This window comes from Paraburkholderia aspalathi (assembly GCF_905220735.1).
GTDB classification, from domain to species: domain Bacteria; phylum Pseudomonadota; class Gammaproteobacteria; order Burkholderiales; family Burkholderiaceae; genus Paraburkholderia; species Paraburkholderia aspalathi.
This window is the reverse complement of sequence record NZ_CAJNBA010000003.1, coordinates 160,527-174,719: the sequence shown is the minus strand read 5'-3', so window position 1 is coordinate 174,719 and position 14,193 is coordinate 160,527. Positions and strand designations below refer to the sequence as shown.

Annotated in this window: 14 protein-coding genes and 1 riboswitch; of the genes, 9 read left to right on the top strand and 5 right to left on the bottom strand. The window is 62.4% G+C overall.

Features of this window, described 5'->3' with window-relative positions; all coding sequences use genetic code 11:
* Nucleotides 1-160 precede the first annotated feature (160 nt).
* The 3 genes from KHO30_RS19615 to KHO30_RS19605 all read left to right on the top strand — a co-directional run bounded on the left by KHO30_RS19615 (nt 161) and on the right by KHO30_RS19605 (nt 2,174).
* Nucleotides 161-940 carry a DeoR/GlpR family DNA-binding transcription regulator gene (locus KHO30_RS19615; RefSeq protein ID WP_093635526.1) on the top strand — a complete coding sequence of 260 codons (780 nt, stop codon included), beginning with the start codon at nt 161-163 and terminating at the stop codon, nt 938-940.
* A gap of 308 nt (nt 941-1,248) precedes the next feature.
* A complete protein-coding gene (locus KHO30_RS19610) occupies nt 1,249-1,446 on the top strand; it encodes a hypothetical protein (RefSeq protein WP_054034465.1) in 198 nt (65 codons plus the stop codon).
* Nucleotides 1,447-1,547: 101 nt separating this feature from the next.
* Nucleotides 1,548-2,174, top strand: a complete 627-nt coding sequence (locus KHO30_RS19605) for a TetR/AcrR family transcriptional regulator (RefSeq protein ID WP_211701920.1) — start codon at nt 1,548-1,550, stop codon at nt 2,172-2,174.
* Nucleotides 2,175-2,252: 78 nt separating this feature from the next.
* Here KHO30_RS19605 and KHO30_RS19600 read toward each other — a convergent pair whose 3' ends face one another.
* Nucleotides 2,253-2,627: a hypothetical protein gene (locus KHO30_RS19600; protein WP_211701919.1), complete on the bottom strand. Its 375-nt coding sequence runs from the start codon at nt 2,625-2,627 to the stop codon at nt 2,253-2,255.
* Nucleotides 2,628-2,829: 202 nt separating this feature from the next.
* Here KHO30_RS19600 and glpD point away from each other — a divergent pair, with 202 nt between their 5' ends.
* From glpD to KHO30_RS19580, 4 genes are all read left to right on the top strand, one after another.
* Nucleotides 2,830-4,359 carry a glycerol-3-phosphate dehydrogenase gene (gene glpD / locus KHO30_RS19595; RefSeq protein ID WP_211701918.1) on the top strand — a complete coding sequence of 510 codons (1,530 nt, stop codon included), beginning with the start codon at nt 2,830-2,832 and terminating at the stop codon, nt 4,357-4,359.
* 240 nt (nt 4,360-4,599) lie between these two features.
* Nucleotides 4,600-6,099, top strand: coding sequence for a glycerol kinase GlpK (glpK, locus tag KHO30_RS19590; protein ID WP_211701917.1), 1,500 nt, complete (start codon nt 4,600-4,602; stop codon nt 6,097-6,099).
* A gap of 91 nt (nt 6,100-6,190) precedes the next feature.
* Nucleotides 6,191-6,904 (top strand): MIP/aquaporin family protein, encoded by a 714-nt coding sequence (locus tag KHO30_RS19585; RefSeq protein ID WP_054034471.1) that lies wholly within the window; start codon nt 6,191-6,193, stop codon nt 6,902-6,904.
* A 207-nt stretch (nt 6,905-7,111) separates the two neighbouring features.
* On the top strand, nt 7,112-7,798 hold the full coding sequence (locus tag KHO30_RS19580; protein ID WP_054034473.1) for an HAD family hydrolase: 687 nt from the start codon (nt 7,112-7,114) through the stop codon (nt 7,796-7,798).
* A 93-nt stretch (nt 7,799-7,891) separates the two neighbouring features.
* Here the strand turns inward: KHO30_RS19580 and ribB are convergent, their stop codons facing one another.
* The 4 genes from ribB to KHO30_RS19560 form a co-directional block, all read right to left on the bottom strand.
* Nucleotides 7,892-8,611, bottom strand: a complete 720-nt coding sequence (gene ribB / locus KHO30_RS19575) for a 3,4-dihydroxy-2-butanone-4-phosphate synthase (protein WP_211701916.1) — start codon at nt 8,609-8,611, stop codon at nt 7,892-7,894.
* 146 nt (nt 8,612-8,757) lie between these two features.
* A riboswitch (FMN riboswitch) is annotated at nt 8,758-8,940 on the bottom strand.
* A 143-nt stretch (nt 8,941-9,083) separates the two neighbouring features.
* A complete protein-coding gene (locus tag KHO30_RS19570) occupies nt 9,084-9,773 on the bottom strand; it encodes a helix-turn-helix domain-containing protein (RefSeq protein WP_175050764.1) in 690 nt (229 codons plus the stop codon).
* Between the two features lie 184 nt (nt 9,774-9,957).
* On the bottom strand, nt 9,958-11,124 hold the full coding sequence (locus KHO30_RS19565) for an MFS transporter (protein WP_093635507.1): 1,167 nt from the start codon (nt 11,122-11,124) through the stop codon (nt 9,958-9,960).
* Between the two features lie 31 nt (nt 11,125-11,155).
* Nucleotides 11,156-11,557, bottom strand: a complete 402-nt coding sequence (locus KHO30_RS19560) for a VOC family protein (protein WP_211701915.1) — start codon at nt 11,555-11,557, stop codon at nt 11,156-11,158.
* 116 nt (nt 11,558-11,673) lie between these two features.
* Between KHO30_RS19560 and KHO30_RS19555 the strand changes: the two genes are divergently transcribed.
* Together KHO30_RS19555 and miaB are read left to right on the top strand one after the other, a co-directional pair.
* On the top strand, nt 11,674-12,657 hold the full coding sequence (locus KHO30_RS19555) for a LysR family transcriptional regulator (protein WP_054034481.1): 984 nt from the start codon (nt 11,674-11,676) through the stop codon (nt 12,655-12,657).
* 162 nt (nt 12,658-12,819) lie between these two features.
* Nucleotides 12,820-14,193 carry a tRNA (N6-isopentenyl adenosine(37)-C2)-methylthiotransferase MiaB gene (miaB, locus tag KHO30_RS19550; protein ID WP_211701914.1) on the top strand — a complete coding sequence of 458 codons (1,374 nt, stop codon included), beginning with the start codon at nt 12,820-12,822 and terminating at the stop codon, nt 14,191-14,193.

Sequence of the window (14,193 nt, the reverse complement as noted above, 5' to 3'; positions counted from 1 at the left end):
CACGGTCGTCCTGAATCCGAACCATGACGCATGAGTTGGCAGACAAGACGTGCGATGGTCTTACAATACCCCCACCCTCGTTCACGCATTACCCGTCTTCCGGCTCGGCTTCTTGCGTCGGCGGCGGGCAGCGCCGATAAAAACCCACGACCCGAGACACATGACCCGAGACCCCCGCCTGACTCTCAACGCCCGGCAACAGGAACTGCTGGAGTGGGTGCAACGCGACGGCTTCGTGACCGTGGACGACCTCGCGGCCCACTTCGACGTGACACCGCAGACGATCCGCCGCGACGTCAACTGGCTCGCTGACATGAACCTGCTGCGCCGCTATCACGGCGGCGCCAGTCTACCGACCAGTTCCGAGAACGTCTCGTACACGGCGCGTCAGCGGATGTTTCACGAAGAGAAGCGGCGCATTGCGGCGCTAGTGGCCACTCACATTCCCGATCAGGCGTCCCTCTTCATCAACCTCGGCACGACGACCGAAGAAGTCGCACGAGCGCTCAACCGGCATCGCGGCCTGCGCGTGATCACCAACAATCTGAATGTCGCCAGCATGATGAGCGGCTATCCGGATTGCGAAGTGCTGGTGACGGGCGGCATCGTGCGGCCGTGGGACAAGGGCATCGTCGGCGAACTGGCGATCGACTTCATCCGGCAGTTCAAGGTGGACTTCGCGATCATCGGGACGTCCAGCATTGAAACGGATGGCACGCTGCGCGATTTCGACACCCGCGAAGTGCGCGTGGCCGAGGCGATCATCCAGCATGCACGCACCGTGTTTCTCGCCGCCGACAACTCCAAATTCGGCCGTCCGGCACTCGTTCGCCAAGGTCACCTCGATCAGATCGACGCGCTTTTCACCGACGCCGCGCCACCCGCCGAGATGAACGAAACCCTCGCCGCCGCCAACTGCCAGGTGTATATCGCCGAGTGATCCCAGGCGACTTCCGCCATGTTGCAGTGCACGCGAAACTTCGAGTGAAATCAAGGATCTGGCCGCTGCTCCAAACCGCCGCTGCGAGTCCCAATTGTCAAAGGAAAAATTTACTGGGGCCCATTTGGTGTTTGACGGGCGGTTGACTACACTCCAGTTCCCCGGCGTCCGTTCCGCGTTACGCGGAGTGCCGGCAGCGTGAACCTGTCGTGATAGCCGCACCTCCCGCCTGATCCTTTAGCGGACTCCACTGGCATCGTGCCAGTCGCCTCCAAGGCCGTCCGCGTTTGCTTGACATGGAGAGAACGATGCTGAGTCCGCATGAATTCGCCACGTTGTTGCTCGTCAAGGACGCTCCCAATCAAGTCGACATGGAGCGAGAAGAACTCGACGCCTTGCTGGAACGCCAGCTTGTGCAACTCGAACGGCTCGCGTCGGGCAACGAACAATGGCGCGTAACCGAAACCGGCGACAGTGCGCTCCGGGCCATCAAGCGTTTTTCCTAGTACCCTTGATTACCAAGCAAAGCGGCCGCGTCAACGGCCGCTTTGTTGTGCCCAATTCATTTACACAGTAAATTGACGCGACGGACCTTCTTCCTTCGCGCATGCCAAAAACGCTCTCTTCCGACGACATCCAGCAATTCCGCGAAACCATGCGGCGCGTGGCCGAAAACGCGTTCGCCACGCGCGGCGCGCAAGGCGTGACGATGCGCGAACTGGCGAAGGAGCTGGGTTGCAGCGCGATGACGCCCTATCGCTACTTCCGCGACAAAGACGAAATCCTTGCGATGGTCCGCGCGGCGGCGTTCAACCGATTCGCGGCGCGGCTCGAAGCCGTGGCAAAGGAAGCACCCGCGACCGACCGCTCCGCCGTCAGCGACGCCTACGTGGCGTTCGCACTCGACGAGCCGCATGCTTACCGCCTGATGTTCGATCTGACGCAGCAGGATGGCGCCTATTCCGAACTTCAGGCCGCATCGCACCGCGCCTGGCGCATGCTCGGGGTGCACTTCGAGCAGCTCGTGGCCGCGGGTCTTCTGGAAGGGGATCCGGAATTGATCGGTTACGCGTACTGGGCGAGCCTGCACGGCTTCACCATGCTGGCGCTCGCCAATCAGTTGCCTTTGCCACAGGCGCAGCAAGCAGCAGGGAGCAACGCGCCGACGCGTGAGGCCGTGTTCGCGCAGATTCGCCGGATGTTGTGGCGGGGGGCGCAGCCGCAGCGCGGCTAGCCCCGGGTTGGTCTATCAAATCACGCAGCGCGAATAAGCTGGCGAAACGTTCTGGGTAGGAACAAGCAGGCGCGAAACTCAGCCCGCGCGCAAGGTCGGATCGGCCGCCGCGCGCCAGCTCAACGCTTTGGCTCGCTGGTCGGTGAAGAAGGTCACCCACTGATTGCGCACTTGCGGATCAGCACTCGCACCGAGGCTCGTGTAATGCTGTGCCAGCGACGCCTGAAACGCGCAGTAATCGTCCTTCGACAACTTGCCGCGCCGGTTCGCCACGTACGCGTCGAACAGCGTCACGTAGACGCCTTGCGCGTCGTTGCCGTAGTCGACCGTCTGGGCGCTGCACATCTGCTGCAACGATGCGAACGAAGGTGCGCCCGTCGTCCCGTTCAGGCTCGGCGAGCTGATGCATCCCGTCAGGAGCGCAGCGGCCCCAATTATCCAAAGTCCACGCATGAGTTCACCTCGAAATGGCTGCTGCCGAGAGTATTGTCCGTGGCCGCGCGTTACGCCACCACCTTAGCCAGGCACTAGAGGGGCGCTTAAGAAAACCGAACTTTACTTTTTCGAATATGTTCATTAAAGTTCGCAAACGAACACTATCGGTTCGATAGTTTTTCCAAACCAGTTTCCGAATACGACGCAGAGGACACAGCAGGTGACGCAAGGCTCGAGATACGATTTGCTCGTCGTGGGCGGCGGGATCAACGGCGCAGGCATCGCACGCGATGCGGCGGGCCGCGGCCTGTCAGTGCTGCTCTGCGAACAAGACGATCTGGCGGCCCATACGTCGTCGGCCAGCACCAAGCTGATTCACGGCGGCCTGCGCTACCTCGAATACCGCGAGTTCGGGCTGGTGCGCAAAGCCCTGCAGGAGCGCGAAACGCTGCTGCGCGCGGCGCCGCACATCATGTGGCCGCTGCGCTTCGTGATGCCGCACATGCCCGATCTGCGTCCGGCCTGGCTGATCCGCGCCGGCTTGTTCCTTTACGATCACCTCGCTAAACGCGAACTGCTGCCCGGCTCGCGCGGCATCGTGATGCGCAACCATCCGGCTGGCGCACCGCTCGTCGATTCGATCAAGCGCGGTTTCGTGTATTCGGACGGCTGGGTGAATGACGCGCGTCTGGTCGTGCTGAACGCGCTGGATGCGAAGGAACGCGGCGCGAAGATTCTCACGCGCACCAAGTTGCTGAGCGCGGTACGCGCCGGCGGCGAATGGCGCGCGCAACTCAAGCGTGACGACGGCACGATCCTCGACGTGCGCGCCGCGTCGATCGCGAATGCGGCCGGACCGTGGGTCGGCGAATTGCTGCATGGCGCGCTCGGCCGGGAAGCAACGCACAGCGTGCGCCTCGTGAAAGGCAGCCATATCGTCACGCGCCGTCTGTTCGAACACGATCACGCGTACATCTTCCAGAATCCGGACAAGCGGATCATCTTCGCGATTCCGTACGAACACGATTACACGCTGATCGGCACAACCGACCTCGAATATCGTGGCGACCCGTCGCAAGTGGCGATCAACGCCGACGAAACGCAGTACCTGTGCGATTCGATCAACCGCTACTTCAAAGAAAAGATCTCGCCGCAAGACGTGCGCTGGACCTACTCGGGCGTGCGTCCGCTGCTCGAGGAAGAAGGCGCGGACAATCCCTCAGCGGTTACGCGTGACTACTCGCTCGAACTCGACGCACCTGCGGGCGAAGCACCGCTGCTATCGGTATTCGGTGGCAAGATCACGACCTTCCGCAAGCTGGCGGAAGAAGCCGTCGACAAACTCGCGTACGCGCTGCAGAACGGCACGCCCTCGTGGACGGCCGGTGCGCCGTTGCCCGGCGGCGATATTCCGCAGGCCAACTTCGAGCGCTTCCTCGCCGGTTTCAAGCAGCAGAATGCATGGCTGCCCGCCGATCTGGCTCACCGCCTCGCGCGTGCGTACGGCACGCGTGTGAAAAACGTCATTGGCAACGCGCGCTCGGTGGCCGACCTCGGCCGCGCTTTCGCGCCGGGTCTCTACGAAGCCGAACTCACTTACCTGCGCGACACCGAATGGGCACGCAGCGCGCAAGATGTGTTGTGGCGCCGCTCGAAACTCGGCCTGCACGTCGAACCGGGCACGCTCGATTCGATCACACACGACATTGACGCATGGTTCGCCCGCGAACCGTTCCGACAGAGTGCCTAGCCGAACCAGCTAGTCAGGTCATTTAGCTGAGCCGCATAGCCGGACCACCCAGGTCAGGCTATCGCAACACGGCCTGGTTATGTGGATGAACCCGCGTGACCCGATTCGATTTTCACCCCCTCGGCTACTGACAAAGCCGGGACGCACAAGCTCGAACTGTTGCAACCCGCTTGAACCAACACGCCGTTCCCGTCGCCGGTCAGCAATCCGGCGATTCATAAAACACATGGAGAAGAGACAATGCAGGATCAGTACATCCTCGCGCTTGACCAAGGCACCACCAGCTCCCGCGCGATGCTGTTCGACCGGCTCGGCAATATCGTGTCGACCGCTCAGAAAGAATTCCAGCAAATCTATCCACGTCCGGGTTGGGTCGAACACGATCCGCAGGAAATCTGGTCAACGCAAGCCGGCGTCGCCGCTGAAGCGGTCACGCGAGCCGGCATGAACGGCACGTCGATCGCGGCGATCGGCATTACCAATCAGCGTGAGACCACCATCGTGTGGGACCGCGAAACCGGTCATCCAATTTATAACGCGATCGTCTGGCAAGACCGCCGCACCGCCGACTTCTGCGACCAGCTCAAAGAGCAAGGTCTCGAAGAAAAAGTCCGCGCAAAAACCGGTCTGCCAATCGACTCGTACTTCTCGGCGACCAAGATCCGCTGGATTCTCGACAACGTCGAAGGCGCACGCGAAAAAGCGAAGCAAGGCCGCCTCGCCTTCGGCACGGTAGATAGCTGGCTGGTGTGGAATTTCACCAAGGGTGGTCTGCATGTTACCGACGTGACCAACGCGTCGCGCACGATGCTGTTCAACATCCACACGCTGAAGTGGGACGACGAACTGCTCGAAGCGCTCGACATTCCGCGCAACATGCTGCCGGAAGTGCGTGCCTCGTCGGAAGTGTACGGGCCGACCAAGACCACCGTGTTCGCCTCCAAGATTCCGCTCGCGGGCATCGCCGGTGACCAGCACGCGGCGCTGTTCGGCCAGATGTGCACGGAGTCGGGCATGGTGAAGAACACCTACGGCACCGGCTGCTTCCTCGTGATGAACACCGGCGGCAAGCCGATCGAATCGAAGAACAATCTCGTCACCACCATTGCGTGGCAGATCGGCGACCAGATCAACTATGCGCTCGAAGGCAGCATCTTCATCGGTGGCGCGGTGGTGCAATGGCTGCGCGACGGCCTCGGCATCATCAAGAACGCAGCCGAGATCGAAACGATGGCGCGCAGCGTGCCGCATAGCGATGGCGTGTATCTGGTGCCCGCATTTGCAGGCCTCGGTGCGCCGCACTGGAATGCACGGGCTCGCGGCACGCTGTTCGGCGTGACGCGTGGCACGAGTTCGGCGCACATTGCCCGCGCCGCGCTCGACTCGATCGCCTATCAGTCGCTCGACGTGCTGAAGGCAATGGAAGCCGACTCCGGCATTCGCATCGGCGAATTGCGTGTGGACGGCGGCGCTTGCGCGAACAATCTGCTGATGCAATTTCAGGCGGACATTCTCGGCGTCGACGCTGTGCGTCCGAAGGTATCGGAGACAACCGCATTGGGCGCGGCATATCTGGCCGGTCTCGCGGTCGGCTACTGGAAAGACGTGAACGAACTGAAAAGCCAGTGGGCCCTCGATCGTCGTTTCACGCCTGCCCTGCCGCACGCCGAAGTCAAGGAGTGCCTCGACGGCTGGCAGCGCGCGATCCGCGCCGCGAAGGCCTGGGCCGACACGCCCTGATTGCCGTTCATCGGTTCCTAAGACACCTTTCGACATAACGAAGCCGCCTATCCAGCGGCTTCCCTAACAACTATATTTCGGATACCCAATCATGTCTCCTTACATTGCGGAATTCATCGGCACCGCACTTCTGGTGCTGCTCGGCAACGGCGCGGTTGCCAATGTGCTGCTCGCGCGCACCAAGGGCAAAGGCGCGGACCTGATCGTGATCGTGATGGGCTGGGCGATGGCCGTGTTCATCGCTGTGTACGTCACGGCATCGTACAGCGGCGCGCACCTGAATCCTGTGGTCACGATCAGCCTCGCGCTGGCAGGAAAATTCGCGTGGGCCAAAGTGCCGGGCTACGTCGCGGCGCAGATGCTCGGCGGGATGGCGGGCGCACTGCTCGTGTGGCTCGCGTATCGTCAGCACTTCAACAAGGAAGGCGATGCAGACGTGAAGCTCGGCGTGTTCTGCACGTCGCCCGCAATTCGCAGCGTGCCGCATAACCTGCTCACCGAAATGATCGCGACTTTCGTGCTGATTCTCGGCGTGCTGTATCTCGCTTCGCCGCAAGTCGGCCTCGGCGCGCTCGACGCGCTGCCGGTTGGCCTGCTGGTGCTCGGCATCGGTATTTCGCTCGGCGGCCCGACCGGTTACGCAATGAGCCCCGCGCGCGATCTGTCGCCGCGTCTGATGCACGCGCTGCTGCCGATTCCGGGCAAACGCGACAGCGACTGGCGTTATTCGTGGATTCCGGTGTGCGGTCCCTTGCTGGGCGGCGCGGCGGCAACAGGGCTGTATTTGTATCTGCACGCGCACTGATTCTGCAGCGCACGTGGGTGCGTATTTAGGGCCCGCACGAGGCACACTAAAGGCTCACTAAACGCGGTCCCACGGCGCAAATTAGCGCCGACGGCAAGCGACGGCGCCGCGCATGCGGCGCCAAAGCACGTATCATGATGCTTTCAATCTCCGCGCATGAGCTTGCAACTGTCTTGCTCGCGTGCCTCTCGCTTTCCGTCTTAAAGCATGATCGACCACCTCATCTGTGACTGCGACGGCGTGCTCGTCGACAGCGAAATCATCGCTGACCGCGTAATGCTCGAAACGCTGTCCGCCACCTTCCCCGGCCTCGACTTCGAACCCGTCGTCAAGACGGCGTTCGGCCAGCAGACCTCGCGCTTTCTCGAAGGTATCGAGAAGTCGTTCGATATCACGCTGCCTGCCGATTTCTTTAATACGATCGAACACAACGTCGAGCTTGAACTCGCGGCGTCGCTCAGCCCGATCAACGGTGTGCGCGAAGCCTTACAACGCGTGACGCTGCCGGCCGCGGTTGTGTCGAACAGCCGGATGGCGCGCGTGAATGCGTCGGTGCGGCGCGCGGGTTTGCAGCAAATTTTCGGCGAGCGGATTTTCAGCGCCGAACAGGTCGCACGGCCGAAGCCTTATCCGGATGTGTATCTGTTCGCTGCAAAGACACTGGGCGTGGAGCCCTCTCGCTGCGTCGTCGTGGAAGACAGCGTGGCCGGTTTGAATGCGGCGCGGGCGGCGGGTATGAAGACGATTGCTTTCGTCGGTGCAAGCCATATCCCCGACGGTTACGCGGACGCCCTGCGCAAGATGGGCATGACACGCATCATGAAGCATATGGATGAACTGCCCGCGCTGGTCGAGGCCGGTGTGCGTGGGGAGTTTGGCGACGTGCAGTCTTAACGGGCGCAGCAATAAAAAAGCCGGCTGCAATAGCCGGCTTCAAATTCCTGAGAAACCCCGCGCTTTTCCGAGTGCGGTTTTTTTTCTAACGCATCAAACCTCATCCGCGACGCATTCGCGCGCCGTCGCCAGCGCCTCACGGAATTCCACCAGCTCGGCGATCGTCAGCATCGGCAGATTGTGTTGTTGAGCGAAGCGCTCCACATCCGCGCCGCGCGTCATCGTGCCGTCCGCGTTCATCAGCTCGCACAGCACGCCGGCCGGTTTCAGACCCGCGAGAATCGCCAGATCGACTGTGCCTTCGGTGTGGCCGCGACGCGCGAGCACGCCGCCGGGTTGCGCACGCAGCGGAAACACGTGGCCTGGACGCACGATGTCGGCAGGCTTCGCCGTATCGCTGATAGCTGAGCGGATTGTCGTCACGCGATCGAGCGCGGATACGCCGGTGGTCACGCCATCGCGCGCTTCGATCGAAACCGTGAACGCGGTGCCGTGACGGCTTTCGTTGTTGACAGACATCGGCGGCAGTTCGAGTGCGCGGATCTTCTCGTCAGGCAGGCACAGGCAGACGATGCCGCTGCATTCGCGAATCAGCAAGGCCATGGTTTCGACGGAAAGACGCTCGGCGGAAACGATCAGATCAGCTTCGTTCTCGCGGTCGTGATCGTCTTGCAGGACGACAGCGCGGCCATCGCGCATGGCTTGCAAGGCAGCGGCGATACGCGGCGGAACGGGCTCGGTGGCGAGCAGGGGAAGGTCAAGTGATGCGCTATCCGCAATCACCGACGGAGCAGGAAAAGTAGCAAAGGACATAGTTGAAACGCTCATCGCAAAAGTTGGGCGAAAAACGTTTCAGGGCATTGCAAACAGACAAAGACGCGCCGTTGAACGCCGCGCAAAGCGGCGCTCGCGCACCGCCCGAAACTCTGGCGGCAACACGGAAACGAACATGACTATCTGCACATCTTCTTCCATCCGGACTCTAACCGTCGGCTCTGGCTTCTCACCAGATCTGCTGACCCCGCTGCGCTTTCGATACGCTGAAAGCTGAACAAAGCGGGCGCTCGCGGGCTCACCGGCTCACGCTTTCGCGCTGCCGGCATACCGCCGGTGGGGAATTTCGCCCCGCCCTGAAGACGCACTGATTGCCGGATTGACCGGCCGGCAAAGAATACAACAGTCGCGCGAAACCTGCAGCGCAACCCCTACTGACTAGACGGACATCCCGGCTTCACCGCCGATTTTGACAGCACATCCGCCTGAAAAACTGCACTCGTCAAGCCGGTCAAACCGGCGCGGCCTGGCGTGTCAAATCGTGCTGCGCGGGCACATCCCAGCGCGGCGGCGTTTCCGCCTTCAACGTGACGCGAAACGCGCGCGCTTCGGTGTCGCCGGGATTGCGCAGGCTGTGCGGCTGGTCGGCATCGAACACGATCGCATCGCCCGTGGCCAGCAACTGGCGCTGGTCGTGCACGCTGACTTCCAGCGTGCCTTCGCTCACCACCAGATTCACCGTGGTGCCCGGCGCGCGGCGCGTGCCGGCCTCGGTGTGCAACGGCGCGATACGCAGCTCGTGAAACTCTGCGGCGGTCGGCTCGGCATCAGGATAGAGCGGCCGGGCCGAGTAGCGCCCATTCGAACTGACGAGCCGCGACGAACGCTCCGCCGGCAAATGCTCGAAGCCGTTGGTCGCATGACGCCGCAAGAACGCCGCCACCGAAACCTTCAACGCCGATGCCACTTTGCAGAGCACCTTGATCGACGGCACGCTGCGCGCCGACTCGATCTGCGCGAGCATCGCTCGCGAGACGCCGGAGGCGCGGGCCAGAGCGTCGAGCGAAAGTTGGCGCTCGGCGCGCAAACGAGCGAGATTCACGCCGACCAGATGTTCAAGAGCATCGAAAGGTTCAGCGGCACGCGGCGACGCATCGGTGTCAGCCGTGGGATCGCGAACCAGCGCAAGCGGGGAATGCATGATTGCCTCCAGGAGCGCCGCCGGACGGCGGGCAAGCGGTTAGTGGAAGCAAGATAGCACCGCGCCCCGCCGCGCCCAACGAAGTTATCTTCACACTGTTATCAGCATTGCGGAGGACGATTCTCGCAAAGCTTGTGCGAATTTTTCATATGGGCGTATTTGGGGCGGATGCGCTCACGCAGACTCAGGCGCTTTGCGCCACCGTCCTTGCCGGCGCATCCATCCGCGCCGCGAACCACGTGAGCAACAACGCCACCACGCTAACCGCCGCTGCGACCCACGGCAGCGTATCGAGCGAATGGCCATGATTGATCACCAGACCGCCGAGCCACGCGCCGCCCGCATTGCCAACGTTGAACGCACCGATGTTCAGCGTCGAAGCCAGATTCGGCGCGGCAGCAGCCTTCTCGACCACACGCATCTGCAACGGCGGCACCGTCGCAAACGCCGCAATGCCCCACACGAAAATGGTAATCGCCGCCGCCACCTGCGAGTGGCTGGTCCGCGCGAAGATCGCCATCACCACCGCGAGCGCCACCAGAATGCCCATTAGCGAAGGCATCAGCGCACGGTCCGCGAGCTTGCCACCCACGGTATTGCCGATCGTGAGACCGACGCCGAACAGCACCAGAATCAGCGTGACGCCACGCGGCGAGAAACCGCTGACCTGCTCGAGAATCGGCGCGATATAGGTGAACACGACAAACACGCCGCCGAAGCCCAGCACGGTCATCGCGAGCGCGGTCCAGACTTGCGGGTCTTTCAGCACGCGCACTTCGTGACCCAAGCCAACCGGGCCGGAATCATGGCGATTCGGCACCAGCAGCGACACGCCCGCCAGCGACAGCACACCAAACGCGCTGACGATCCAGAATGCCGCACGCCAGCCAAACTCCTGACCGACGAAAGTCCCGAACGGCACGCCGAGCACATTCGCGAGCGTCAAACCGGTGAACATCAGCGCAATGGCGCTTGCCCGCTTTTCAGCCGGCACGAGCGAAGCCGCTACCACCGCACCGATGCCAAAGAACGACCCGTGCGCAAACGACGTCACTACGCGCGCGATCATCAGCACCGAATAGCTGGACGCAATCGCGCACAGCGTATTGCCGACGATGAACACGCCCATCAGCAACTGCAACGCAAGTTTGCGCGGCATCTTGCTGGTGACCACGGCGAGCAGCGGCGCACCGACGGCGACGCCGAGCGCATAGCCGCTCACCAGCAAACCGGCCGACGGAATCGACACAGCCAAATCGCGCGCGACCTCGGGCAGCAAGCCCATGATCACGAACTCGGTCGTGCCGATCGCGAAAGCGCTGATCGCGAGCGCCAGTAATGGAATGGGCATTTTTCTACTCCAGGTTCTAAAGTTGAGCGTGTTAGCTACGGTGGGCGTTGCGCAGCGCCGTTACGAATTCGATGAGCACGCCCGGCGCGAGCGCGATAAACAACTGCTGCTCGGCTTGCTGCGGCCCCATCTGCGGCACTTCGGCAAGCTGATAAGGCAGCTCCGCCGCATGCACGCGCCGCAAGAGCGCCGCCCATTCGTCGGCACTTTCCAGCCGGAAGGCGACATGGTCGATGCGTGGCATGGCCCTGCCCGTTACGGCGGGCACCGTCGCATCGATCAGATGAATCGCCGGCCGGCCGTTCGCATACAGCCAGTAGCCGTCGATCGAAAACCGCGGACGCGCGCCCTCCGTCAGCCCGGCGACGTCGACGAAGAAAAGTCGGGCGGTCTCGAGATCGGCGGTGACGATCGTTGCGTGATCGAGTTGCATGGCGTGGGCTGCACGGAGCACAAAGGGTTTACGAGGAGTGCATTGTGAGCGGAACACGTCAATTTGATAATTGGCGTAGCATTTGAAACATTTTCAAATAACTTTGAAAGATCGCGATGGATAACCTCGGTGATATCCGCCTGTTCGTTGAAGCGGCGCAGCAGGGCAGCCTGTCGGCGGCCGGCCGCAAGATGGGCCTGACACCGGCCGCCGCCAGCGCGCGGCTGGCCAAACTCGAAACCGGGCTGAAAACGCGCCTGTTCGAGCGCACCACCCGTCAGTTGAGGCTCACGGACGAAGGCCGTCTCTACCTGAACTGCTGCCGCCAGGCGCTGCAATCGCTCGACGACGCCGAAGCCGCGCTGCAAGCCGGCCAGGGCGTGGTGCGCGGCAAGGTGCGGATCTCAGCGACCTCGGACTTCGGCCGCAACCTGCTGATGCACTGGCTCGACGAGTTCAACGCGCTCTACCCGGAAGTCACGTTCGCGCTGACGCTGTCGGACTCGCTGTCGAATCTGGTGCAGGAAGACATCGATCTGGCGATCCGCTTCGGCGTGCCGCAAGACAGTTCGCTCATCGCCCGTAAGCTGGCGCCGAACCGCCGTGTGCTGTGCGCGTCGCCGGACTACATCGCACGCAAGGGCGAGCCGAAGGACCCGAACGATCTGGCGAATTTCGACTGCATCGTGCTCGGCACCGCATCCGGCCCGGCCAACGAATGGCGTTTCACGCGCGGCGAGGAAGTGCAGCACTACACTGTGCCGTTCGAAACGTCCCGGGAAACCAACGACGGCGCGGTCGCCCGCGAATGGGCGCGGCGCGGCTACGGGATCGTCATCAAGTCGATGTGGGACGTGGAAGCGGACTTGCGGGGCGACTGCCTGAAAATCCTGCTGCCCGAATGGCGCTACCCCGACGCGCCGTTGCACGCGCTCTACCACCGCAACCGCTTCATGGCGCCGCGCGTGCGCGTGCTGCTCGATTTTCTGAGCGAGCGCTTCGCGCAGGTGTCGGACGAACTGGAGGGCCTGCTGGGCTTGCCGCCGGAGCGGCCGCGCGCCAAGGCCGCCGCGGAAACCGCATCCGGTGAAGGGCTATAATATTGAGCTACGCTGCAAACGTGCATTGAAAGTGGACCGGAATAGGCTCAAGCGGGCTCGAGCAAGCCCCAGCGCCGCCCCGCGGCGCCGTCCGCACGTTTTCACCTCTCTCCACCTTTTAAACGACGCCCCCAGGTTAACCACTGCGACCGGCGAAAATCGATGACCAAGAAAGTTTATGTAAAGACCTACGGCTGCCAGATGAACGAGTACGACTCCGACAAGATGGTCGACGTACTCGGCGCGGCTGAAGGCCTCGTCAAAACCGACACCCCGGAAGACGCGGACGTTATTCTCTTCAACACCTGCTCGGTGCGCGAAAAAGCGCAGGAGAAAGTCTTCTCCGAACTCGGCCGTGTGCGCGAATTGAAAGAAGCGAACCCGAATCTGATCATCGGCGTGGGCGGTTGCGTGGCGAGCCAGGAAGGCGCGTCGATCGTGGCGCGCGCACCGTATGTCGATCTGGTGTTCGGGCCGCAAACGCTGCACCGTCTGCCGCAAATGATCGACAAGCGCCGCGAAAGCGGTCGCGCTCAGGTCGACATCTCGTTCCCGGAAATCGAAAAGTTCGATCACCTGCCGCCGGCGCGCGTGGATGGCGCGAGCGCGTTCGTGTCGATCATGGAAGGTTGCAGCAAGTACTGCAGTTACTGCGTCGTGCCGTACACGCGCGGTGAAGAAGTGTCGCGTCCGCTCGACGACGTGCTGACTGAAATCGCCGGCCTCGCCGACCAGGGCGTGCGCGAAGTCACGCTGCTCGGCCAGAACGTGAATGCTTACCGCGCCGGCATCACGCTTGGTTCGTCGGAAATCGCCGACTTCGCCCAGCTGATCGAATACGTCGCGGACATTCCAGGCATCGAACGGATTCGCTACACCACATCGCATCCGAAGGAATTCACGCAGCGCCTGATCGACACCTACGCCAAGGTGCCGAAGCTCGTCAGCCACCTGCATCTGCCGGTGCAACACGGCTCCGACCGCATCCTGATGGCGATGAAGCGCGGCTACACCGTGCTCGAATACAAATCGGTGATCCGCAAGCTGCGCGCGATCCGCCCTGACCTGTCGTTGTCGACGGACATGATCGTCGGCTTCCCGGGCGAGACGGAAGAAGACTTCGACAAGATGATGGCGCTCGTGCACGAGATGAAGTACGACACCAGCTTCTCGTTCATCTACAGCCCGCGTCCCGGCACGCCGGCTGCGAATCTGCACGACGACACCCCGCGTGAAGTGAAGCTCAAACGTCTGCAATATTTGCAGGCTACGATCGAAGAGAACGTGCAGCGCATCAGCGATTCGATGGTCGGCAAGATCGAGCGGATTCTGGTCGAACGCCCGGCGCGCAAGGACCCGAACGAACTCGCGGGCCGCACCGAGAACAACCGCGTGGTGAATTTCCCGGCGCCGGTCGCGTCGCACGCACGGCTGATCGGCCAGATGGCGGACGTGAAAATCGTCCATGCGTACCCACATTCGTTGCGTGGCGAGCTCGTGCTGGTGCACGACGACGCGCCCGCAACCACCCACTGA